Genomic DNA, 23773 nt, shown 5'->3' with positions numbered 1-23773 from the left:
TAAAAAATATTTTCGAATTTTCTTTCCGGTTCCGCCCCAATAGAAGCTACATATGTATGTATTACTAACTATTTCTAATGATGGGTGGCTACGGAAAACAGTATAGCATAGCAAGTTTCAAGACGTCATTAAGTAATATTTGCTAAGATCACTATCTGAAACTCCTTTATTTATTATAGGAAAGGAATTCAGGCGGATAACAAATAGGGTGTCTAACATAGTCACTGTGGACTGGCTAGACACCCTATAGCGCATAAGCGCCCTGTTCTATACATAAGCTTATCGAATCTTCATTGAGAGCTGAATCAGCTCCTGGCGTTTCTCTGGGCTAGAATTCACATTATCATACATAGCATCAATTGCTGCACGGTTCTCACGGTAGCTCTTCTCATGCTTAATTGTAGAGTGAGACCATTCAATTAGCGCGTTCTCAGCAATAACAAGCTCGTTATACGCATCATGGAAGCCAGTGGCTTGTACAAGCTCTTCCATAACTTCCTGAGTAATCTCCTGAAGCGCACGCTTAGCTGCAATTTCCTTCTCCAATACCTTAGCTCTATTCTCAAACATATTCTTGGCTTTCATGTAATCCAGTTGAGCTTTTGATAAAATCGGTTTCATCGATGGCTTTCACCTTTCAGAAAATAATATTTTCTACGTTATTGTATCGTAAATGGGAGCAGATTACAAAGTGAACGTAGCTGGTAAGTTAAGCTATTCCCCAGAAAAACGCAGTATGAATGGAAAATTCATTAATGCTACTTAATTATGTAGGCTCAGGCATGGTCTGTCAAACTCCAAATATGGAAAAATAAAACGACCAATTCGCAAATACCTTCGCGGAATTGGCCGTTTTGTTGCAGAATGATTTTAGTTAAAGGTCTTCGGGAAGATGCTAGTGCTCTTTTTCAAAAGCTCTACGGCAATTTTCCCTGCCTCAGCACGGGTTAACTTACCTTTTGGATTAAAATTATAGGTAGGTTTCTTCTGTCCCGTTATAGTCACTGGTGTCCCTTCCATGATCTTGGCCTTCGATACAGCCTCAATAGCTGGTCGCGTATAGAAGTCCATATTAGCGGTATCACCAAATGATTTGGAGAGGCTTGCCAGAAGCTTGTTGTCGTTCATAGACATTTTTAGTTTCAGGGCACGCGCAATCATCACAGCACCTTGTTCGCGGGTCAGCGGCTGATCTGGCCCAAAGAAACCATCACTCAGTCCTGTAACGATACCCGCTCTGGCTGCTGTTTCAATATGCTTAAAATCCCAGGTCGTTGATACGGCCTCTGGCACAATGTCAAAGAATGTCTGCTGGTTTGGATTAAAACTTAGCGGTATATTCAAACCTTTCACTAGTAGGGTTGCGAACTCCCCACGAGTTGTCGTGTCATCAGCTCCAAAGGCGTCTGCACGAAGATTAGTCATGATCCCCTTTGAGTATAATCCATTCAGTATATTTCTCGCCCACGGATGATTAGTAATGTCCGTAAAGCCACGGCGTAGCTTCATCACTGTGTAATAACCAAATTCATCAAATGGAACAGTTACGGTATGATTCTTGGTATCCACTTCCCCGCCAACATTCTCCCACTTTCCGGAGTCTGTGTAGCGGAATACTGTTATAGTAGATCCCACTTCATCCACAACACTTGGGCTAAAGCTCAGTTTGAGCTCACCGCGCTGGGAAGGAACGATTTTACGAGTTTGACTATACTGCGTAAAGTATCCTTCTATCGAGTACGGAGCGATCCCGTTTGTAGCCGGTACATAATTTGCTGTTCCTTTTGTACCTACTTCTCCTAGACCACCATTAAGCCAATAAATATCTGAAACTCTTGAAAAGTTGTTCGTGCTGGCTGTCGAAGTGAACCGAAGAACCAGTTCCTGAGGAATTACAAGCGGGCTCTTCCCTTCAGGTGTTCTGGCATCCGCAGCACTGACGTTGATGATATTCCCGTAATCATTGACACGTTCAACGACACCATCAACAGGATCTACAATCCCGAACAACAATTTTGTATCTGGATAGTACTTGGCAGCCCCTGAACTGGCAAAGCCTTTCATAAGGGTTCCTTTAGGGAAGGAAAGCTCAAGTCCCTTGTTGAAAACACTGTATTTTGTTGCAACCTTTTCAGCCATGTACTGCGTGTCGATTTGGGTTGCACTTGCATAATAAACTTGGATTGTATCATTGATGGTCGTCCCGTTACGTACAATCTGAATCTTAATGGACGTAGATTTGTCAGGCTTCAGACCAACATAATCATAAGTGAAGCGGTTCTGAAGGTCATTACGTTTCACTGCTTCGAATTTGTCGATCATTACCTTGGTAGCGCCCTCGGCTTCAATATCAAAGCGGACAAAGTTTTTGTTCACAATGATTTTATCTCCCACTGTCGGAACTGGCGCTAGAACCCGGTACGGCAATACCTCACGAGTTACTTCAAGACGTTGTGTCGTTCTGGCACCTGTCTTGTTGATCAGTTCAAGAGAATAAACATGACTTCCAGGCGCATCAAACTTGATGTCACGCAAGCGCAGGAGGAAATCTTTGTCACTACCATAGTAATCGTATATAAGTCCTGTTGTATCAGTTTCGGGAAAAAGTGGTCTGGGATCATCTTGAAGCATATCCGCTTTGCCTACCGATGTAAAAACTAATTCCGAACCGCGATAGAGATTCAAAATCGTCGCACCGCCACCACGCAGAACGAGATCATATTTCTCCTGATTTGTAGTATATTTCTCATCCTTGTATACAAACTCAGGCGGGAGCGCCAGAATTTTATTGCGCTCCGTCTCATTAGACAAGGAGTTAGTTGTAAATGGTGTACGTCCCTCTCCTAACGAAGGATGAAATTGAGTCAGGTTAGAGACATTGGTATCAATAATATAGATACGCAGTTCTTTTGTAATTGTACGTTGATTTCCTCCACTGTTAGATACGCCGGTAAATACAATCTTATTCTCACCGTATACCAAAGGTCCCGACTGCGTAATAGGTAAGGTGAACTTGAATGTTGGTTTAGCTAGACTAACATTGCTCAGATCAAATTTTACCTCTGTTGGTAAAGAAGCACTATCGATACCATTGATCTGTACTTGGGCACTTTGAATGTTCTCAAACCCAAGATATTCACCTTCAAATGTGAGCTTGTTACTAGTATTGGAATTAAACTCATAAGTCTGTCCATCTTGAATATTATTCACGTAAATATAATTCTTGGATACATAGGAGATATCAGCATTATAGAAGGATTGAGATCCTGTATATTTAAATTGCACCTTTTGCTGTCCGTTAGCAAACTTGGTAATGTGATATACGTATTCGTTTTGCCCTAGGTTTGCCACCGGAACTGGAGCTAAATCTAGGGGCGCTTTACTCAAAGGCAAGTAATTAGCCGTAAGAACAGCTGTAGTTGCTCTATTAGTTTTAACGAGAATGTAGAAATTGTCCTTCTCCAATTGCTGACCGTTTAAAGGGAGCTTAGAGATATTGGTTAGAGGCCCAGTTCCCGTATAACCTGGCAGATAGAAGATATCGTCGATTACTGTCTCATTGAGCAAATACTTATAAGAGTTCACCAACGATGTACTGTATTGGTCATAATCAAGAGCCAAAGTGAAGTCATTGGAGCCTGCAGTAATATTTAGCTCAGTCTTTGTTGTAAATTCAACCAGCTTATAAGCTGGCGTGACACCATTCGGTCCAGGAATGACGACTTCACTTGCAACATTATCGATTGGAAGAACAACAGCATTAGTTGTTCCTTTATTAATAGTAAACTTAGCCCCTGTTAAAAAAGAAGTGGCGCTATAGGGTACAAGAATCTGACCTTTCAGAGCTGCCGTTGTGTCAGGTGCGGTCAACGTAGGTGTATTGTTCAAAAGGTTATATTCCACACCGCCATGAACAATATTCAATGAAGCATACGGCTGGTTTTTGTCAAAGAAATAGATCGTCCGGTCAATATTTATGGAATCTGAAGCATTTTGCACAGTGATTTTGATTTTGCTGAGTCCCGGCTTGATAGTCAGTGCGGGAGTGAAGAACGTGCCATCCTCAAGAAGTGATGTCTGCAGGACAGGTCCATCATTGACTGCTACACTTACTTTTGTAGCATTGGCTACTTTACCTTGAATTGTAATAGAAGAAACAGGAACAACTACCTGTGTGCCTTCATTCAGATCCAAGGCTGCCGGACCACCCAAAACTTTAAGAGATGTTATAAACGGCACTTTATCATAAAGTACGTAAAAGGACTCGGAGCGCTGCAGGTTACCCTGGTTTCCCGAGAACGTAATTTTGTTATAGCCCGGATATAGAACAACTCCACTTGTTGTAAAGCGGTTGTTTGGACTGTTGGTGTCAGGAGTAACAGTACCGGTGGTCAAGCGCGTAGGGTCTGTAACCCATTTCCCGGTGGTGTCTTGCGTAAGCTGTTCAACCACAACCTTCATCGTAGTCGATGTAACTTGTGAGTAGGTACCTGTAATAGTTAGCGTCTGATTGCTTGTCTTATAGGCGCTGGTACGGCTGATTAGACCCTCTGGATCGGTAGTATCACCAGGAGTTTTCACAACGTCCTGTTTCAGGGAAATCGTGTTCCGCAGCAGGAGATCATCCGGACTAAAGTAAGTCGTGGATGCTGTTGCTGCTGTCGCAACGGGTGTGTACCGACCTGGGAACATGGTAACGAGCAAAGCCGCCAGCAGCAGCCATACGAATGGTCTCTTAAAGCGTTGCATGTGCATATCTCTCCTTTGAATAGGGGTTCTGGTAAAGCATCACTCTGTTCTATATCGGTTCATGTAAGTGATATTTTTAGCAAAACAGTAAAAAACTCACCCGAAATCGGGTGAGTTTTAATGTTAAGAACAAATAATTAAAAGTTCACTATAATTCTTAATCAGGACTTAGAACTTCTCTCCGGATCAAGTTTCATGCGCATTCTTAAAATAAAGTTAAGCAGCGGACGTTTGGTCTTACCCACCAATCCGGTAATCTCGGCGCCGATCTGCAGGAAGAACAACATTACACAGATGACGACGAAGGTAACCCAGTTTGCCTCATACAGAGCTGCGGAGGATTGGATGACTGCCAGAATTCCGAAGAAGGTGGCAATGCCGTAGATAATCAGCACCGTCTGACGATGGCTGAATCCAAGTTCACGCAGGCAGTGATGCAAATGGCCTTTATCTGGTGCAAAGATCGGCTTCTTCTGCAGCTTCCGCCGTACGATGGCGAAGAAGGTATCCGACAGTGGCACTCCGATGATCAACAGCGGGGTAATGAACGAAACGACAGCGATTTGCTTAAACCCTAGCAGGGCCAGAAGCGCCAGGCTGAAGCCCAGGAACAGGGAACCCGCATCTCCCATGAAGATCTTGGCCGGATGGAAATTAAAGAACAGGAAGCCCACAATACTGCCGAGAAGCAGTAAGCACAGCAGCGCAACCATGATATTACCCATGATAAATGCCATTGCAGCAATGGTTGCTATTGCAATCCCGGATACACCGGCAGCAAGCCCGTCCAATCCGTCAATCAGATTCACGGCGTTGGTTACCCCTACAATCCAGAAGATTGTCAGTGGAATAGCAATCCAGCTTTCCAATGAGGAATACGTATTATTAAAAGGAATGTTTACAAAGTCAACAGTAATTCCGAAGCCGAATACAACGATACAGGCTGCGGCAATTTGGCCCAGTAGCTTCACCTTTGCCGATAGTTCGAAACGGTCATCCAGTCCTCCAAGAAGAACGATCAGTCCGCCGCCACTCAGCAACGCTTTGATGAAGTTGGCCTCCCGCGTAGTAAATTCATACGGTATGAACGGTAATACGGCAAGCAAGCCTAACACAAACGCCAGAAAAATACCTAATCCGCCAAGGCGAGGCATAATCTTCGTATGCACTTTGCGGGCATTCGGCACATCCGTTGCACCGATTTTGATGGCGAACTTCTTCACCAACGGTGTCAGACACAACGCTAGGCCCATGCAGACGATAAATCCGGCGATGTATATGATTAACATTTGATCAGTCAACCCCCATTTCTCTACCGCATTGAATTATACGCTGTTCCAAAAGAGAATTCCAATTCCGTTTCTAGGCTAATTATCCTACTTTATCGGCGAAAATCATCATTTTACTCCACTTTTGTTACTTTATCTTTCTCGCGCATCACTTTTATTGCGAATTTCGGCAGGGCAAGCATTCTTTTGTACCGAGTAGGCTCCTTGAGAAGACGGTATAGCCACTCGATACGCATTTTTTGAAAAGCTACAGGCGCCCGGCGGCTTTTGCCAGAAATGACGTCGAAGCTTCCTCCGACTCCCATCATGATCGGTACCGCCAGCCTTGATTTGTACTTGGCAATCCAAGGTTCCTGACTGTCTGCACCACGGGCAACAAACAGCATGTCCGGAGCCGCTTCAAGGATGTCAGCAATAACACCATCGTCTTCGGCGAGACCAAAGAATCCATCACGGTAACCTACGATGACAATTCCAGGAAACCTGGACTTCAACCGGCTTGCTGTCTCCTGAATCACTTCGGGAGTAGATCCCAGGAGATATACTTTCCAGTTATATTTTTCCCCAGCATGCAGCAATTCATGTAACAGGTCAAAACCCGCGACACGCTCAGCTACAGGCTGATGGCAGTAATTGGCTGCCCATACAACGCCTGTACCATCAGGTACAACCAATTCTGCGGATTGCATGATTTTCATATAGCCCGGATCATCCAACGCTGCCATAACCATAATTGGATTGGCGGTAATGACCTGATGCGGCTTGCGCGATTGCACAGCCTCAGTCAGATAGGAGACCGTTGCGGCCATATCTACTTTGGATACCCGAATACCGAAAATGGGTACTGTAGGTATCACACTGTCTGCTTTCACTCTATATCACCCTTTGCGGTGTAAATATTGTGCAATGTGCCGGGCCGGAGACTCGGCGTCACTGACCAGAGAAGCAATAAGTGCCTCCCGTTCCAGTCTCCAGTCACTTCCGTTTTCCAGAAGCTCAAGAACCTGGGCAGCCACCTTTTCGCTATCCAGCGTGGTCGTTGCTCCCACTGGTTGGCAATTGATTCTGTCCAGAAAATGATCGATCTTCGGATCATAAGAGATGCCAATCAGTGGCACACGTCTGCCTGCAGCGTAGATTAGGCTGTGCAGCCGCATACCGATCAGCACATCACACCCTTCAACCTCACGCAGCATTTGCAGCGGATGGAGCGTATCCTCACAAATACTGATTTTACTCCCCTTTGATGCCACATCTTTAAGCTGATCCATGACATAACGGGAGGCCTCATTGTCAGATGGATGGTGGAAGGGCAGGAATTTGAAATGCAGCGGTGTTTTTTCAGCAGCTTTCAGCAAGCCACCCGCAATCGCCTTCAGTTCCGCACGGTCCCCTTCCCAATAACGCACCGATATTCCGACTACCGGTAAAGTAACTTCGTTTCCTGCTTCGGAATCTTCAGCGTAGGCAGAACTACTCTTAGCAGCAGCATCGGCAAACTTTCTTGCCGCTACGTCAGTAGCCTGTCCGCCTTGTTCCTCAGGCAATGATAATCCCATAACCGGATCCGGCACAACCTCAACAGTCTTTCCTCCAAGCCCCATCGTGTGTAAAAGCTGGCGGGACTGCTCGTCCCGCACAGAAATATAAGCACATTTACGAAAAACTGATTTGATCAAAGGATGGAACAGCTTGCGGTTAACCGGGCCAATGCCCTGGGCATAAATGAAGGTCGGCTTCCCCATCCATTGGGCCAGCTTGATAATACCCAGATAATAAGGAATCGTCTTACTGCCGGTTACATCCTGGAGAAGGCTTCCTCCTCCACTAATGAGGCCGGAGCTTTCCGAAATCGCCTTCCGTACCTCTTTCAGCTTCATCCGGTGTACGGACTTTACTCCATAATTGGCTGTCGTCCATTCAGGATTAATGGACAAAACCACAGGTTCAATAGATACACCAGTAGCAGCCGACTGCTTCTGCAATGCATTCAGAATGGATTGCAGAACAGCTTCATCCCCACTATTTTGAAAACCGTAATAACCCGAAATAACTATCGTTTGAGGAGTGGCGACCATCTTTTCCAACACCCTTCTCCAATTTGCCAAACAATAACAGCGATAATCCCAATGATCAATCCCAGTCCAAGACCGAGCAGACCGCGCACCAGTGAGATCAGGGCCGGTGAATGGATATGTGCAAAGGTATCGACCATCGAGAGCTGTGCAATAACAGCCACGATCATAATGAAGGCTGCATTCCGGTATTTAAAGGCCAGGAATGCCCCAAGAATAAACAACGGGTGCCCAAGCAGGAACTCCTTATTCCGAGGACGAACACCGACAGTGTTCTCCAGGAACGTACGGAAGACTTTCTCAATTGGCGTTACACTGCCGCTGTTACCCGTACGGCTCAAGTAGTACATGCCGACAATTCCGATAACCCCGGCTGCAATTACCCAAAGTAGTGTAATCGGTGTACGCAGCAGCTTACCTGTTTTGTTAAAGGTAAACTCTCCACGATATAGGAGCACGTACAACGCCACCAGTCCGATTGGTGCAGTATGCAGCAAGCTAACCCCGCGGAACTGATTCAAGACCAGGCTGTAGGTGATATTGTTAAGCAGAGCAATCACGAAAGGCACCGCACTTAGGGAAATCAACGCAGTCTTCACATACAAGACCAGGCTGTGTGTCAGGCGCCGCTGAGGACTCATTACAGCATAGGTGCTGCTATTCTTGCTTAATTTGCTTCCAGCTTCGCTGCTTCGGACTGGAGGGCCCATTTGATTGATTTTACGAATGGCGAGCACAGTCGCCACAGTTGGCGCACTAATGGCCGCAGCAAGTGCCAAGGCCTGCTCAAACAGCTCAGGACGCAAGAGTCTCAATCCCGCACCTGCCACCAGCCCCAGTACCCAGACAGGGAGCGTAAGCCATGGTATAAAGTACGAGACCATCAACGCTACCAACGCCAGGGCACCAACCACAGCCACCAGCTTGAGGTAACGCTGATAAGACGAGTGCTGAACATCAAACGCTGTCGCCTGTCCCAACGTAAAACCGTTATCCTTGATTTTATCGACTGCGCCTCCAGGCTCGCTGAGGCTCGTAATCAGATTATCCAACGTATCCGAGATCTGCGCCTTAGACGTATCTCTTGTCGAGATCGTATTCAAGTACAGCATGCGGATGTTGCGGTCCTTGGTGGCCAGAGCGAACCGGTCAGCTATAACATCGGGCTTCAGGGATGAATCTGCCTCACTCAGGGAATACAGACGTGTCACATTATAATCGAGCATATAAGCAAGCTTATTGAAGCCCTTTTGCTGTTTCTTTATATTCTCAATGGCTGCAATTCCGATTCCATGTTGCTTAAGGAGGTCCGCGAAGGCTGTGAGGCTATGCAATTCTGCATCATCTTTAAAGCCTTTTACAGACTCCCCTTCGAAAAGAATCCGTTTCACGCCAAGCTGTGCATATTGATCCACCAGCTTTTTCACGGAAGCTTCATTGTACGGTAAGGAATCTACAAGCCGGGGTACGATGTTGAATCCCTTGGCATGCAGCATTTCGAGCGTAATCGGGTCTGGCTGAATAGGCTTCATCGAGGCATTTTCAATTGGCGTCTCGACAATAAGTCCTTCCTGACCACGGAAGCTCCAGTCTCTCGTAGCAATGCCCAATTCCGTGAACTTATCACGCAGCAGAGGTGCCAGAGCATCATGATTCTTTGCGCTTGTAAAAAGAATATACGTGTAGTTTTGATTTTCCGGGATAATCGTATCCGTCAGGTTGGCGATATCTGCCGCCCCCCACATCATCAAACGGCGGGCCCGGCGAAAATCATCCAGCGTGCTTTCATAGATAGCCATGCTTTGCACGCCCGCTTCCTTCAGGCGATCCAGCTGTTCCGAAATATAATCCTGCGGATTTGACCGGTAGCTGGAGACTGCCACCAGATCCCGATAATCAAATACCAATTCCACCGTCTTCGATGATCTCTCCGTTACCAGGCGATCGTAGACGACAGGCAGGGCAGCTATAAGGCCGACCACAACTATTATCCACAGCCACTTTCTCGAAGAAATGTTCCATCGCTGCCATTTTTGCTGCACCAAAAGTACCTCCTCTTTCACTTGAAAGACCTCTCTTCACAAATCAAAAGCCCGGCGTACCGGGCAAAGCTCATGGAGGCTTAAGCATAACAGTACCTGTTATCCGGCCCAAGTCCCCGCTTTACCACATTATACCCGGGCTTTGATCACCAGGAGAAATCCAATTTCTTGTTTTATTTCCTATTTCCCATCGACACGAGCCATAACCTGTTCGGACAGAGCTGCTATCTTATCCTTAGCATTCTGTAGCGATTCGCCCCGCACTGCAAAATAAACCTTGATTTTCGGCTCTGTGCCGGAAGGACGCAGGCAGAACCAGGAACCATCAGCCAGCATATATTTAAGAACGTTTTCCTTCGGCAGTCCGTTCAGACCGAGAGAGAAATCGAGAATTTCACTGACAGCCGAGCCAGCAATTTCTTGTGGCGGATTGCTGCGCCAGTCGCTCATAATGCCCTGAATTTGTGCTACACCATCTTTCCCTTTCAAAGTGCGTGATTCCAGGCTTTCCAGGAAGTAGCCAAACTGCTCGTACAGCTCTTGAAGGACATCGTACAATGTTTTGCCTTGTGCTTTGTAATAAGCCCCTGCTTCAGCGATTAGCATAGCCGCCAGAACCGCATCTTTGTCGCGCGCATAGTTGCCGGCCAGGTATCCATAGCTTTCTTCATAGCCGAACAGATACGTATACTCGCCGGATGCTTCGAACTGGGTCATTTTTTCCCCAATATATTTGAAGCCTGTTAATGTATTGAAAATGGTTGCACCATAGTGCTCAGCGACAGCAGCACCCATTTCACTTGTTACAACGGTTTTGACCACTGCACCGTTCTTCGGAAGCTTGCCTTGCTCCTGCAAACGGCTCAGATAATAATGAATCATGAGCGCGCCGGACTGGTTACCGGACAACACGACGAACTTGCCTTCGTTGTCACGCACTACAGCACCCATACGGTCCGCATCAGGGTCTGTTCCGATCAGCAGATCAGCGTTCAGTTCTTCACCCAGCTTGATCGCCAGTGTAAAGGCTTCACGCTCCTCCGGATTCGGTGATTTCACCGTGGTGAACTCGGAGTCCGGCTGCTCTTGCTCCGGCACTACATGCACTTGGGTAAATCCGATTTTCTCCAGTACACGGCGAACAGGATGATTGCCTGTACCATGTAGAGGTGTGTATACGATTTTGAAATCACGGCCAAGCTTGGCTGCAATCTCCTCACGCGCTACACTGACCGCAGCAACGGTATCGGTGAAGGCTTCATCCTCCTCCTCACCCAGCCAATGCAGTAATCCTTGGCTCTCAGCCTCTTCTTGAGAAATACGTTTCACAGTATCGAAGGAGTCTACCTCCATTATGTAGGAAATGACCTTCTCCGCTTCATGCGGGACAAGCTGTCCGCCTTCAGAATTATATACCTTATAACCATTGTATTCGGGAGGGTTATGACTAGCCGTAATTACTACACCGCCGGTTGCCTGTAAGTGGCGAACACTGAAAGACAGCTGCGGAGTAGAACGCAGGGAAGGGTACAAGTAAGCTTCAATCCCGTTGCCTGCCAGCACCAGTGCTGTCTCTAAAGAAAACTCCGGAGAGAAACGACGGGAATCATGGGCGATGACGACAGAAGGACGGCCTTCTCCAGTGTGCTGCTCCAGGATATACTGAGCGAAGCCTTGAGTTGCTCTGCCTACCGTGTAACGGTTAATCCGGTTGCTACCCGCACCAATAACGCCGCGCAGACCGCCAGTACCAAATTCCAGATCTCTGTAAAAACGTTCCTCAAGCTCCTGTGGGTCGTTCTCCAGCGCACGCAGCTCCGCCTTTGTAGATTCATCCACAGATGGATCTTGCAACCAGTTTTCTAGCGTTTCTGCAGCTTTCGGGCTTAATTGGGTCATATGAATCTCTCCTTCTCCATATATCATTTATAGGGTATCAATTCAATGCAAACATAATTTCTCCGGATGCAACAACCTTGCCATCCACTTTTGCCGTGGCCTGTCCCTTTCCGATGCTTCCCTTCAGGCGGGTAATCTCCACTTCAAGCACCAGGGTATCACCTGGAACTACCTGACCGCGGAAGCGGAAGCCGTCGAGCCCGGCCAAGAAGCCGATTTTGCCACGGTTAGCTTCAACACCCAAAATTGCCACTGCGCCCACTTGAGCCAGCGCCTCGGTGATCAGCACACCTGGCATAACAGGATATCCGGGAAAATGCCCTGTAAAGAAAGGTTCATTCACCGTTACATTTTTGATGCCTACTGCACGTTTGCCCATTTCTATCTCAGTAATTCTGTCCACCAGCAGAAATGGAGGCCGGTGGGGGATAATTTCCTGAATTTCATTAACATTCAACATTATGACAAAACTCCTTTCGGATGTACCGCGTGTTTACACTAGCTTGCAGCTGCAGCCTCGTACATAAATCATACTTTCTTAGGCCGGACTGCATAAACTCAGTCTGCTTCGGCAAAAACTATATTATCCTTCACCACCTGCAGAAGTGGAGGTTCAGATAAGGGGCTTTCTCCACCGTACGCGGCAGCCTGGTGGAGAGGGTCCTTTTTGTTCACTTAGTCCCCCATCATTATACATTTTCCAGTATAAAAAAGAAAACTCCCTTGTCAACAAGGGAGTTCCCACATTACTCCGGTCACGGAGCAAAAACCAGATCATAGACATGCTTCCATGTGCTCCACTGCAGCACATCACTGAATTCTTTTTTGCCTAATACAACATACCCGGCTACCAGCCCTCCTGCAAGGGCAGCCACCAGCAGCAATGGAATCAGAAACCACTGGATAATGGTCCACTTCCGCACGCCCCGCTTCTTCACCGGTGTACGTTCTTCTTCCTGCTTATCGTGATTCTGACGACTCATTACTTCACCTACCCACGCATGTTATTGGCCAGGCCAAGCATCTGGTCACTGGAGGACAAGGCCCGGGCGGCCAGCTGGTACGTGCGCTGAATCTTCATCAGCTCAGTCATTTCCTTGCTGAGATCCACGTTGGATTGCTCCAGCCAGCCAGAGCGCACCCCAACTGTCGCTGCCTCATTCGCAGCCCTCTGCACAAAAGCCTGCTGTGCTGTGATGCCATCCGCTAATTTATAATAGCTGCCGTCGATGGCTTGCAGTGCATCCTTGCTGAATGGCTCTGCAATCATGATTCGCGGACCCTCCGTCACAGGACCATCTTCCCGCTGCTTAGTAAGCACCTGTCCGGTCTCGTCAATCGCTGCAATAACGCCAGCGGGCACCGTAAGCGGGTTCCCCTGTGTGTCTAATACAGAATGACCCTGATTGTCCACTAGCAGCATATTCGCCGCATTATTGATATCCGGGGTAAAGTGAAAATCACCCTGGCGTGTATATACAGTATCTCCGTTCACCTGAATACCGAATACTCCGTTCCCTTGAAGAGCCAAGTCTGTCGGATTCCCCGTCTCTTTCAAGGGGCCTTCTTCCCAATTGTTTGCAACCTGAGACATACGCACCCCAAACCCAATATTGAAGCCAAGCGGTGTATTTCGTCCCGGCTGGTTATAATCGGGCGATTGCTGTTGTACACGGGTCAATACATCCTCAAAGGAGCCCTGTCTGCCCTTGTAACCAACTGTATCTACATTCGCGACGTTATCGGCAATAACATCCAGACGTTTCTGAAGACTGGACATGGAGACCGCTGCACTGATTGTTGAGTTATTCATGAATCAATCCTCCTATACCCTGCCAACTTCATTAACGGCCTTCTGCAGGCTGCTGTCGTAGAACTGGATAACCTTCTGATTCGCTTCATATGCCCGGTAAGCAGCGTTCAGATCTACAGTCACCTGAGTTGCATCCACATTGGAGTTCTCCAAAAAGCCCTGACGAACCTTCAGGTTATCTCCATTGTTCGCAAACCGGATACCGGCAGTGTTGACATCCTCCGCATGAAATACACCATTACCATCACGCACCAGCTCCTGGGGTCTGGTGATGACACTGACGCCAATCTTCGTCCCCGAAGGCTGTCCTGTTCTAGGGTCCAGCAAATTGCCCTGCCCGTCCACTTTAAGGTTGTCCTGCGGTTCTGTCAAGACCAGCGGGTTGCCTTGTTCGTCCAGCACCTTGAACCCGCCTGCACTAAGAACATTACCCGTCGGAGTAACCGTGAAGCTGCCGTTGCGTGTATAGAGATTGTTGCCGTCATTATCCTGTACAGTAAAAAAGGCTTGGGGACGGTAGATTACCTCTCCTTGGGGACTGGTATACTTGCCTGATCCGTCAAACGTAATGTTCTCGCCTGTAACGGGGTCCGCAACTTGTAAATTCGTGTCCAGTGCAAAATCAACCGGTTTGCCGCTTTCAATCAAATCCCCCTGCAAATATTGGGAAATCGATTGTTCTGCAAATACACCTGTGTTGACCCGTCCGATCGGCTTTGTCACGCCATTACTCATGGCGGAAATCAGCACATCAGGAAACGCATGGCTGACACTGTCAACCTGCTTGTACCCCGTTGTATTCAAGTTTGCGATATTCTGCGTTGCCGTATCATGCCGGCGTTGTTGTGTAACCATGCCGGCAGCAGCCGTGTACAGTCCTCTTAGCATTAAAGGATGTCCCCTTCCTAGGTCTTCTTCTATCCTTTATTATCGGCTGCCTAGAACTTTTTCTTAACGACCTTGTCCAAATGATCCAGCATGATTCCCGTCCCTTTAACAACACAATGCATAGGATCTTCGGCAATCCAGACAGGTACGTGCAATTGCTCTGACAGCAGCTCGTCCAATCCATTCAGCATCGCACCGCCTCCGGTCAGAACAACGCCACGATCGATAATATCTGCTGACAGCTCAGGAGGTGTACGTTCAAGCACCGATTTGGCAGCAGCAACTATAGAAGAAACCGGGTCCCACAGGGCTTCCTGCACCTCGCTGGAGGATATGGTTAAGGTTTGGGGCAGTCCACTAACCATGTCACGTCCGCGGATATCAAGTTCCGCCTGCATGCCGCTTGGTCGTACTGTACCAATGGAGACCTTGATGTCCTCCGCGGTGCGCTCCCCGATCAACAGCTTATACTTTTGCTTAATATATTTTAAAATGGCATCGTCGAACTTGTCCCCTGCAACTTTAATCGAAGAGGCGGTAACGACGTCGCCCATGGACAATACGGCTACATCCGTCGTTCCGCCGCCAATATCGACGACCATGTTTCCACTTGGTTGATAAATATCCATTCCCGCACCGATCGCTGCGGCCTTTGGCTCTTCTTCCATGAATACTTCCTTGGCCCCACTGCGTTCCGCCGCCTCGCGAATAGACTTCTGCTCAACAGAGGTAATGTTCGTAGGCGCGCAAATCAGAATGCGGGGCCGTGCGTACCAACTGCGACCGCCCACACGGTCGATGAAATACTTGAGCATCAATTCCGTAATTTCAAAATCGGCAATAACCCCGTCCCGAAGTGGACGGATCGTCATGATATTCCCGGGAGTGCGGCCAACCATCCGCCGGGCTTGCTCTCCCACCGCAAGGACTTTCTTCGTATCACTTTCAAGCGTGACCACAGAAGGTTCATCCAGAACGACTCCCCTTCCTTTAACATGAATGAGCACATTGGCCGTGCCGAGATCGATTCCGATATCCTTGCTAAGCATAATGAAAGAGCCCCCAAAGTGTTATTTTAGAATAAATTAGAAATTATATAGACCAAACCAAAGAATGATACGCCCATTTTCGGTCCTACGAAAAAAGTAGGCAATTGGACTTATTTCCTTAGTTCAACATATATAGTACCAAATTTAAAAATACCATACTTTAGGGGATGTATACAATGCGTTAAAACTTAAATATTCCTTAAAATTCCGAAAATGTTATGGCTTTGACGCTACAGCAACCTCACGCTTTTTTCCAGTGGTCTTTTTATATTTAATCTTTGTGGCTTCTCCTCCCCGAAGATGTCGGATAGATTTGTGATATTCGAGAATGTGCTTCACCTGATCGGCCAGATCAGGGTTGATCTCTGGCAGACGCTCCGTCAAGTCTTTATGCACCGTGCTTTTGGAAACGCCAAATTCTTTGGCTATGGTTCGGACCGTGTGCCTAGTTTCCACGATGCAGCGTCCAATTTTGATCGTACGTTCCTTGATGTAGTCGTGCACGCTCCCGCCTCCCAACTGTGGATAGTTTGGTACATTATATGAGTGGCGGGCCTATATATTCGCGCTTTCAGGACATGACAAGCCTTGAGAGGCTCATTTTATTTGGTGGACAACCGTAAAACAGTGCACGATCGCTCCTGATTGTCCGTGTCAGCAGGCAATGATTACCGGGCCACTGTAGGGCTTGTAAAGTCCTGTACGCAAAAAAGCAGAGGGCACCTGGCCCCCTGCCTTTCGAAAAAATAATTATTTGCGCTCTGGCAGCAAATCGGAAGGATTCACAAGCTTGCCGTCTTCGTACACTTCAAAGTGAACATGATTGCCGAGCGTTTTCTCGACTTCATTGCGTCCGGCAGGAGCAAGAGTATCTCCTTGCTTGACCTCATCGCCTTGCTTCACCTTGGCTTCGCCCAGGCTTTGATATACTGTCTTCAAGTTGCCAGCAGAAGTAATTTCCACTACTGTACCGTTCACCGGATGATTCTCTACCCGAGTCACTTTACCGCTTAGTGCGGCCTTGACATCAAACGGCTTGTTGTCTTCACGGGCGATATCAATTCCCGTATTAGGCGTAAAGGTGTCGTTATATTGCACCATCGCCTCTACGTGATTCTCTTCGGTCCCGTTCTCGTCATAATACGGCTTGACCACTTCGATCTCGCCGGGATTACTCACCGGCCAGGCAATGTCTTCAGCTGAAGCCACAACTTCCATGGCATCGGGATTTCCGTTTGCTGCAATCGCTTCGTCCGCTCCGGCTTCCTTGTTGACAACGGCGGCGGTGTCCTGAGTCAGCGGTTTAGTACCCGCGTCCTGATAGACCCACACCAAGGTTAGTATGATTGCCGCTGCCGCCGTGTAGACTGCCGGGAATACCCACCGCTTGGATAACAGTCTGTTCCATGAAGAAGGTTTCGCACCTGAATCTCCCTGCTTATTTTTGAGAGATTCATCATGGTTTGTTTTGTTTTTGTCTTGTTCATTCATAGTTTATCACCTCAGTAACCAGTGTTACCGGGCAATCTGCTTTTATACGTATCTTTCAAGTTATTTTTTCAAAAGAGTTGAGAGTTGTGCAAAGTTGATCCCCGTATAGTAGTGTTTGAGAATTCGGGTCGCCGTTCCACCCTCTTTAGCCATCCCGTTCGCCCCCCACTGACTCATACCCACACCATGTCCATTGCCATAGGTAGTGATCAGAATCTGGTCTCCCTTGCGCTTCCAAGTGAACTGGCTGGACCTTAGTCCCAGCTTTTCTCGTACTTCCCGGCCAGTGAACACCTGCCCGCCGATCGAAATCTCCTTGATCCGGTGCCCTGTTGTAAGAGACAACACTTCCATTGGCAACGCTGACGGGGAAGTGGTTCCATCCTTGACAGACGCCGATAGATCCTTGATTGCCGGGACAGCTCCCTTACCCGCTCCCAGCTTGGATATCAGCTCCTGAACCGTGAACGTTGAGGTTACTGCATAATTGGGGGTAATCTCTTTATCCCATGGACTGGCTACGCTGCGCAAATAGGGCACCGTTCCCTTCCAATACTCTTCTGAATTCTCGGTATATCCTCCACTGGAAGCAAAAAAAGAGGCTGTGATCGGCTGTCCGTTATACGTCATAATCACACCACGGGTCTCCAGAACCGCGCGGTGGATTTTCTCCTGCTGAACTGGCGTAAAGTCCTGCTTCAGCTTCTTGGACGACACGTAAGCCTGATGGCTCACTGTGTCGGTAACATTCGCGCCCGGTACGGGCACGCCGCTGACGTCGCCGGCTACGAGGCGACGGGCAATGAAGGTGCGGGCCGCCACGGCCTGCGCTTTGAGCGCTTCCAGCTCAAAGTCCGCCGGCATCTCGGCGGCTACCACGCCGCTGACGTAGTCTTCCAGCGGCAGTGTCTCTATTTGTCCGCTGCGCGACAAATAGACAGAGACTTGCGGCTGCGGGACGTTCTCCGCAGCCGGGGCCTGCGCCGCCGGAGCCGCTGTGTGCTGCGGCGGTGCAGGCGGCGGGGTTTGGCCGTGCCGCGGTGTAACCACGGCCAGAGGCAGCAGCAGCGCCGCCAGGAGAGGCGCTGCCAGCCAAGCGGCTGGCGCTAGGCGCTTCGCATACGGCGCCGCGCGCCGCAAAATGAGGCGCGGATTCTTCCAGCGCCGGGTGTAACGGGAATCTTTCATCTCTATGGCTCCTTCCTGTGCTTCACTGGCTGATTCTTATAGATATGAGTTTCGGCCAACTGCTAGAACAGGAATTGAGAGAAAGAGAGTCGGACAAAAAAAGCCAAGCGGCAGGAACGCCACTTGGCTTATCTTTGCAAATTAGTGCGAATTATACCCAGGTCGGTTGAACTTGAAAACGGGGCTTCACTTCTTCATTCTTGAAAGTCTCGCTTTTGGAAGCCTCAGACTTAGCGGCTTCTTCTTTCTCGGCAGCAGCGTCTTCCATGGAAATACGCCAGATATCCGCACCAAGTCCCGACAGCTTCTCCGCCAAATGAACATACCCACGGTCGATATGATGTGTTCCGGATACCTCTGTAGTTCCTTCAGCCACAAGACCTGCCAGAATCAACGCGGCTCCTGCACGCAAATCAGTAGCGCAGACTTTGGCGCCTACGAGGCGAGCGTTGCCCGTAACGATTGCAGAGCGGCCTTCAATCTTGATCTCTGCATTCATGTTGTGGAATTCATCCACATGCATGAAACGGTTCTCAAATACAGTTTCGGTAACCACGCTGGTTCCCTCAGAGCGAAGCAGCAACGCCATCATTTGTGATTGCATATCTGTTGGGAAACCAGGATACGGCAGAGTCTTCAGATCAACAGCCTTCAGCGGCTTGTCGCTGATGACACGCACACCGTTCTCATCCGGAATAATGGTTACACCCATTTCTTCCATCTTCGCAATCACGGGTCCCAGGTGATCGGCAATGGCACCTTCTACATAAACATCGCCGCCTGTGATCGCTGCAGCAGCCATGTAGGTGCCTGCCTCGATACGGTCAGGAATAACATGATGCTTCACGCCATGCAGAGACTCAACACCTTCAATGCGAATCACGCCTGTGCCTGCACCGCGAACGATAGCGCCCATTCCGTTCAAATAGTTGGCCAGGTCAACAATCTCAGGTTCCTTGGCCGCATTCTCAATTACGGTCACGCCTTCGGCAAGAGCTGCCGCCATCATTATGTTTTCGGTCGCGCCTACGCTGGCTACATCCAAATAAATCTTGGCTCCGCGCAGCCTTCCGTTACTTTTCGCTTCAATGTAGCCTTGGCCGAGACTGATCTCTGCACCAAGCGCCTCAAATCCTTTTAAATGCTGATCAATGGGACGAGTACCGATTGCGCACCCGCCTGGCAAAGAGATTCTTGTACGTCCCAATCGGGACAACAGTGGCCCCATCACTAGGAAAGAAGCACGCATTTTGCGCACCCATTCATAAGGTGCTTCACACGAGGAGATACTTCTGGCATCGACCTCAATAATATCGTTCTGGTATGTAACCCCTGCACCCAGAGATTCCAGCACTTTGCTAATCGTCATTACATCGTCAAGCGGAGGTGCGTCCACAATGACGCTAACTCCTTCTTCTGCCAATAAAGAGGCGGCTATGATCGGTAGTACGGAATTTTTTGCGCCGCTAACTTTCACGCTCCCGGTCAATCTGTTGCCACCGCGGACGATAAATTTGCTCATTTCGGTTTCCCTCCGCGTCCATTATTTCTCGAAATAAATGTTTTCATCTTAATTTAAGTGCCACTGTCATATTATCGCATATTCCGTCATTTCATCCTGTTTTTCGAGTACATCCCTTAAAATTCAGTGTTGACATAATAAAAAGTTATTATTCGATATCACACTGCAACTTCTGACCTACGAACTAATAACCAAACCCTTACGTCTTAAAACATATGGCGGATCTGCGAGCTCCAGCCCAGATAATCCAGCAGGAACCCAGCCACGAAGTGGCCCAGAACAATCGCCAGCAACAAATGCAGCAGCCTGCTTTGCGGGCTCTTGGGATATCTTATGATGAGATCGAGCTTAAGGTTCTGCAAAGCCCACCAAGATAATACAACGCAGAGCAAAGATACAACCATTGAGACCAAACCGCTGCGGCCGATTGCGCTAGACAAATCCGCGGTCAACATTTCGTTCATGTTTACCCCCCGTGTAACCTTACTCGGAAATCGACTCTTATATCATACTTGCGCAGGTGAAAAGAATCCAGTACTTTTACAAATTTTTAAACAATATAGCTCCAATATCCTAGAATATCACCAGATGTTCACTTTAACAACCTCCATAAGACCTTAAATCATGCTCTCAAGTTGAATCCAGTATTTTACTCGCTGTCCAGCTGATAGATACAAAAAGGCGGCCAAGCCCATAAGCTTGACCGCCATACTGCTACTGTTGTCCTTTTCCAGTGGACACTTTGATCCGTGTAACGGCGCGTTGCAGCGCCAACTCCGCACGGCGATGATCAATATCGTCCTGCTTGCTAAGCGACTGCAAACGGCGCTGAGCCCGTTCTCTAGCCGCCTCGGCGCGCTCAACATCGATATCCTTAGGCAGCTCGGCACTTTCAGCCAGCACGGTTACCTTGTCTTTGTGCACCTCAACGAAACCGCCGTGTACGGCGATTGAGATCGTCACACCATCCGCCTTAATAGACAGCGGAGCAACCTGGAGTGGAGTTACAAGCGGAATGTGTCCGGGCAAAATACCCAATTCGCCTTCTACCCCACGTACGGTCAGGCTGTTTACCTGTTTTGAGTAGACTAGACGATCCGGCGTGACAATTTCCAATAGAAAAGTGTTCACTTCCATTCCTCCTAAAAGCTTTACCATAGTAAAGCTTGCATCGAGAGCCTTAACTCAGCTCAGGGTTACAATGATTTCGCTTTTTCGACTGCTTCTTCAATCGTACCTACAAAGAGGAAAGCGGCTTCCGGAAGATCGTCATGCTTACCGTCCAGAATCTCTTTAAAGCTGCGAACCGTTTCTTTAATCGGCACGTATTTGCCTTTGAAGCCGGTGAACTGCTCGGCCACGTGGAAAGGCTGAGACAAGAAGCGTTCCACTCTACGAGCACGGCCTACAATCACCTTGTCTTCTTCGCTAAGCTCATCCATACCGAGGATCGCAATGATGTCTTGAAGCTCGTTGTAACGTTGAAGCAACTGCTTCACGCCTTGAGCCACATTGTAGTGCTCATCGCCAACAACTTCAGGCGCAAGAATCCGGGAGCTGGAAGCCAAAGGATCAACCGCTGGGAAAATCCCTTTCTCGGAGATTTTACGCTCCAAGTTCGTTGTAGCATCCAAGTGGGCAAACGCCGTAGCTGGAGCCGGGTCAGTATAGTCATCCGCAGGCACGTAGATAGCCTGAATGGAAGTAACGGAACCTTTTTTCGTCGAGGTAATACGCTCTTGCAATTGACCCATTTCGGTTGCCAGCGTAGGCTGGTAACCAACGGCGGACGGCATACGCCCGAGCAAGGCGGATACTTCGGAACCCGCTTGAGTAAAGCGGAAGATGTTGTCGATAAAGAGCAGCGTGTCGCGGCCTTCCACATCACGGAAATATTCCGCCATGGTCAGACCAGTCAGTGCTACGCGCAGACGTGCACCCGGAGGCTCGTTCATCTGTCCGAACACCATCGCTGTTTTCTTGATAACGCCGGAGTCCGTCATTTCATGGTACAAGTCGTTCCCTTCACGAGTACGCTCGCCCACGCCCGCAAATACGGAGATACCACCGTGTTCTTGAGCGATGTTATTGATCAATTCCTGGATTGTTACGGTCTTACCTACACCGGCACCACCGAACAGACCGATCTTACCGCCCTTAGCATAAGGAGCAAGCAAGTCGATAACCTTGATTCCAGTTTCCAGAATTTCCGCTTGCGTGGACAATTCATCGAATGTCGGAGCCAAACGGTGAATCGGGTTCTTTTGCTCAGCTACGATCTCTGCGCCGTTATCAATCGGATTTCCGAGTACGTTAAATACACGGCCCAGTGTCACTTCGCCAACAGGAACCGAGATTGGTCCTCCTTGGTCGATAGCTTCCAGCCCGCGTACCAGCCCGTCTGTAGTAGACATGGCGATACAACGCACCAGATTGTCACCCAGATGGTTGGAAACCTCAAGCGTCAAATCGATCTTGCGGTCATTCTCCAAGCTGGTCACAATTTTAATGGCGTTGAATATCTCGGGCAATTGGCCGCGTTCAAATTCAATATCCACAACCGGACCCATAATGCTTACAACGCGTCCTTTGTTCATCTTAGTTTCCCTCCTCGAAAGCTATTACATTAAGGAGAAACGACAGTGCCGTCCTTACAGAACTTACGCTCTAAAAGGCAGCGATACCGCGTATCGCTTATACGGCACCCGATTCTCGTAAAATATAAGCTAATGTTAAGTACTACTTAACACTCTATATATTTTAAGACTGCGCGTTTGCCCCGGCTACGATCTCGGTAATTTCCTGTGTAATTGCCGCTTGACGAGCACGGTTGTACGTAAGGGTAAGATCCCCGATCATCTTCGACGCATTCTTCGTTGCATTGCCCATCGCTGTCATCTTCGCACCCAGCTCACTGGCTTTGCCATCCAGTATTGCGCTATAAATCAGAGTCTCGGCATACTTCGGAAGCAGCACTTCCAAAACGCCCATAGGAGAAGGCTCGTATTCATAGTTCGCACTGGCTTCATGACTCTTTTTCTCGCTCACTGTTTCCATCGGCAGCAACCGATCAACGGTCGGAACCTGAGTGATGGCATTAACGAAACGGTTGTAGCATACATACAGCTCGTCAAAGTCACCATCTACGAACTTCTGAACAGACGAGTTGGCAATGGACTTGATGTCCGCAAACTTCGGTGTATCAGAAAGCTCAGTCACCGTCTCGATAATCGGGTACTCACGGCGGCGCAGGAAGTCACGGCCTTTGCGGCCAATAACAAACAACACATACTCGTCTTTCGACTTGTGGCGTTCTGCGATGAGCATAGTCACCTTACGCAAAATATTGGCGTTGTATCCACCAGCCAGACCTCTGTCCGAAGTAACGATTAGGTATCCTGTCTTCTTAACAGGACGGGAGATCAGCATGGGATGCTGAATACCATCCGAACCGGAAGCGATACTCGTAACGACCTCTTTCAGCTTCTCTGAATAAGGACGAGCAGCCTCGGCTTTCTCCTGCGCTTTTCTGAGCTTGGAGGCAGCTACCATCTCCATCGCTTTGGTAATCTGTCTGGTGTTCTTAACGCTTTTGATTTGACGTTTAATATCAAGCATGCTTCTTGCCATGATTTCACCACCTTAAAGCTTTGACGAAGTCAAAGCTATCTTCGTAAGCATCAACTTGGCTTTGACGAAGTCAAAGCTATCTTCGTAAGCATCAACTTGGCTTTGACGAAGTCAAAGCTATCTTCGTAAGCATCAACT

At 48.4% G+C, this 23773-nt stretch carries 20 protein-coding genes; all 20 read right to left on the bottom strand.

Features of this window, described 5'->3' with window-relative positions; genetic code table 11:
• Positions 1-279: 279 nt before the first annotated feature.
• Positions 280-621, bottom strand: a complete 342-nt coding sequence (locus HPT30_RS11145; protein WP_175371464.1) for a hypothetical protein — start codon at positions 619-621, stop codon at positions 280-282.
• Between the two features lie 249 nt (positions 622-870).
• Positions 871-4749, bottom strand: a complete 3879-nt coding sequence (locus HPT30_RS11140; RefSeq protein WP_175371463.1) for an S-layer homology domain-containing protein — start codon at positions 4747-4749, stop codon at positions 871-873.
• 161 nt (positions 4750-4910) lie between these two features.
• Positions 4911-6038 (bottom strand): glycosyltransferase family 4 protein, encoded by a 1128-nt coding sequence (locus HPT30_RS11135; protein WP_175371462.1) that lies wholly within the window; start codon positions 6036-6038, stop codon positions 4911-4913.
• A gap of 113 nt (positions 6039-6151) precedes the next feature.
• A complete protein-coding gene (locus HPT30_RS11130) occupies positions 6152-6910 on the bottom strand; it encodes a WecB/TagA/CpsF family glycosyltransferase (RefSeq protein ID WP_312876327.1) in 759 nt (252 codons plus the stop codon).
• A 6-nt stretch (positions 6911-6916) separates the two neighbouring features.
• Positions 6917-8116, bottom strand: a complete 1200-nt coding sequence (gene csaB / locus HPT30_RS11125; protein WP_175371557.1) for a polysaccharide pyruvyl transferase CsaB — start codon at positions 8114-8116, stop codon at positions 6917-6919.
• Positions 8092-10155 (bottom strand): DUF5693 family protein, encoded by a 2064-nt coding sequence (locus HPT30_RS11120; RefSeq protein WP_175371461.1) that lies wholly within the window; start codon positions 10153-10155, stop codon positions 8092-8094. Before HPT30_RS11120 ends, csaB begins: the two co-directional genes overlap by 25 nt.
• Before the next feature lie 180 nt (positions 10156-10335).
• Positions 10336-12054: a phospho-sugar mutase gene (locus tag HPT30_RS11115; RefSeq protein WP_175371460.1), complete on the bottom strand. Its 1719-nt coding sequence runs from the start codon at positions 12052-12054 to the stop codon at positions 10336-10338.
• Between the two features lie 37 nt (positions 12055-12091).
• The gene (fabZ, locus tag HPT30_RS11110) at positions 12092-12514 is read right to left on the bottom strand and encodes a 3-hydroxyacyl-ACP dehydratase FabZ (RefSeq protein WP_175371459.1); all 423 of its coding nucleotides are present in this window, start codon (positions 12512-12514) and stop codon (positions 12092-12094) included.
• A gap of 295 nt (positions 12515-12809) precedes the next feature.
• Positions 12810-13037 (bottom strand): DNA-directed RNA polymerase subunit beta, encoded by a 228-nt coding sequence (locus tag HPT30_RS11105; RefSeq protein ID WP_066379025.1) that lies wholly within the window; start codon positions 13035-13037, stop codon positions 12810-12812.
• A gap of 8 nt (positions 13038-13045) precedes the next feature.
• Entirely contained in the window at positions 13046-13867 is an 822-nt protein-coding gene (locus tag HPT30_RS11100; RefSeq protein ID WP_175371458.1) for a flagellar hook-basal body protein, read from the bottom strand.
• A gap of 12 nt (positions 13868-13879) precedes the next feature.
• Positions 13880-14755, bottom strand: a complete 876-nt coding sequence (locus tag HPT30_RS11095; protein WP_175371457.1) for a flagellar hook-basal body protein — start codon at positions 14753-14755, stop codon at positions 13880-13882.
• 50 nt (positions 14756-14805) lie between these two features.
• Positions 14806-15804, bottom strand: coding sequence for a rod shape-determining protein (locus tag HPT30_RS11090; protein ID WP_175371456.1), 999 nt, complete (start codon positions 15802-15804; stop codon positions 14806-14808).
• A gap of 216 nt (positions 15805-16020) precedes the next feature.
• A complete protein-coding gene (gene spoIIID / locus HPT30_RS11085; RefSeq protein ID WP_019915029.1) occupies positions 16021-16308 on the bottom strand; it encodes a sporulation transcriptional regulator SpoIIID in 288 nt (95 codons plus the stop codon).
• Between the two features lie 246 nt (positions 16309-16554).
• On the bottom strand, positions 16555-17295 hold the full coding sequence (locus HPT30_RS11080; RefSeq protein ID WP_175371455.1) for a M23 family metallopeptidase: 741 nt from the start codon (positions 17293-17295) through the stop codon (positions 16555-16557).
• Between the two features lie 60 nt (positions 17296-17355).
• Positions 17356-18483, bottom strand: coding sequence for a stage II sporulation protein D (gene spoIID / locus HPT30_RS11075; RefSeq protein ID WP_175371454.1), 1128 nt, complete (start codon positions 18481-18483; stop codon positions 17356-17358).
• Between the two features lie 151 nt (positions 18484-18634).
• Positions 18635-20005, bottom strand: coding sequence for a UDP-N-acetylglucosamine 1-carboxyvinyltransferase (murA, locus tag HPT30_RS11070; RefSeq protein WP_066379045.1), 1371 nt, complete (start codon positions 20003-20005; stop codon positions 18635-18637).
• 206 nt (positions 20006-20211) lie between these two features.
• Positions 20212-20469, bottom strand: a complete 258-nt coding sequence (locus tag HPT30_RS11065; RefSeq protein WP_175371453.1) for a DUF1146 family protein — start codon at positions 20467-20469, stop codon at positions 20212-20214.
• A 250-nt stretch (positions 20470-20719) separates the two neighbouring features.
• Positions 20720-21136 carry a F0F1 ATP synthase subunit epsilon gene (locus tag HPT30_RS11060; RefSeq protein WP_175371452.1) on the bottom strand — a complete coding sequence of 139 codons (417 nt, stop codon included), beginning with the start codon at positions 21134-21136 and terminating at the stop codon, positions 20720-20722.
• 65 nt (positions 21137-21201) lie between these two features.
• On the bottom strand, positions 21202-22602 hold the full coding sequence (gene atpD / locus HPT30_RS11055; RefSeq protein ID WP_175371451.1) for a F0F1 ATP synthase subunit beta: 1401 nt from the start codon (positions 22600-22602) through the stop codon (positions 21202-21204).
• 163 nt (positions 22603-22765) lie between these two features.
• Positions 22766-23635, bottom strand: coding sequence for an ATP synthase F1 subunit gamma (atpG, locus tag HPT30_RS11050; RefSeq protein ID WP_175371450.1), 870 nt, complete (start codon positions 23633-23635; stop codon positions 22766-22768).
• Positions 23636-23773 lie beyond the last annotated feature (138 nt).

The organism is Paenibacillus agri (assembly GCF_013359945.1).
Classification (GTDB): Bacteria; Bacillota; Bacilli; order Paenibacillales; family Paenibacillaceae; genus Paenibacillus_AQ; species Paenibacillus_AQ agri.
Note: the sequence above shows the minus strand (reverse complement) of the source record. Positions and strands in the feature narration are given on the sequence as shown.

Bases quoted from the DNA above. Each gene is read 5' to 3' on its own strand.
- HPT30_RS11145 (WP_175371464.1), bottom strand. From the start codon at position 621: ATGAAACCGATTTTATCAAAAGCTCAACTGGATTACATGAAAGCCAAG.
- HPT30_RS11140 (WP_175371463.1), bottom strand. From the start codon at position 4,749: ATGCAACGCTTTAAGAGACCATTCGTATGGCTGCTGCTGGCGGCTTTG.
- HPT30_RS11135 (WP_175371462.1), bottom strand. From the start codon at position 6,038: ATGTTAATCATATACATCGCCGGATTTATCGTCTGCATGGGCCTAGCG.
- csaB (WP_175371557.1), bottom strand. From the start codon at position 8,116: ATGGTCGCCACTCCTCAAACGATAGTTATTTCGGGTTATTACGGTTTT.
- HPT30_RS11115 (WP_175371460.1), bottom strand. From the start codon at position 12,054: ATGACCCAATTAAGCCCGAAAGCTGCAGAAACGCTAGAAAACTGGTTG.
- fabZ (WP_175371459.1), bottom strand. From the start codon at position 12,514: ATGTTGAATGTTAATGAAATTCAGGAAATTATCCCCCACCGGCCTCCA.
- HPT30_RS11105 (WP_066379025.1), bottom strand. From the start codon at position 13,037: ATGAGTCGTCAGAATCACGATAAGCAGGAAGAAGAACGTACACCGGTG.
- HPT30_RS11100 (WP_175371458.1), bottom strand. From the start codon at position 13,867: ATGAATAACTCAACAATCAGTGCAGCGGTCTCCATGTCCAGTCTTCAG.
- HPT30_RS11095 (WP_175371457.1), bottom strand. From the start codon at position 14,755: ATGCTAAGAGGACTGTACACGGCTGCTGCCGGCATGGTTACACAACAA.
- HPT30_RS11090 (WP_175371456.1), bottom strand. From the start codon at position 15,804: ATGCTTAGCAAGGATATCGGAATCGATCTCGGCACGGCCAATGTGCTC.
- HPT30_RS11080 (WP_175371455.1), bottom strand. From the start codon at position 17,295: ATGAATGAACAAGACAAAAACAAAACAAACCATGATGAATCTCTCAAA.
- spoIID (WP_175371454.1), bottom strand. From the start codon at position 18,483: ATGAAAGATTCCCGTTACACCCGGCGCTGGAAGAATCCGCGCCTCATT.
- murA (WP_066379045.1), bottom strand. From the start codon at position 20,005: ATGAGCAAATTTATCGTCCGCGGTGGCAACAGATTGACCGGGAGCGTG.
- HPT30_RS11065 (WP_175371453.1), bottom strand. From the start codon at position 20,469: ATGAACGAAATGTTGACCGCGGATTTGTCTAGCGCAATCGGCCGCAGC.
- atpD (WP_175371451.1), bottom strand. From the start codon at position 22,602: ATGAACAAAGGACGCGTTGTAAGCATTATGGGTCCGGTTGTGGATATT.
- atpG (WP_175371450.1), bottom strand. From the start codon at position 23,635: ATGGCAAGAAGCATGCTTGATATTAAACGTCAAATCAAAAGCGTTAAG.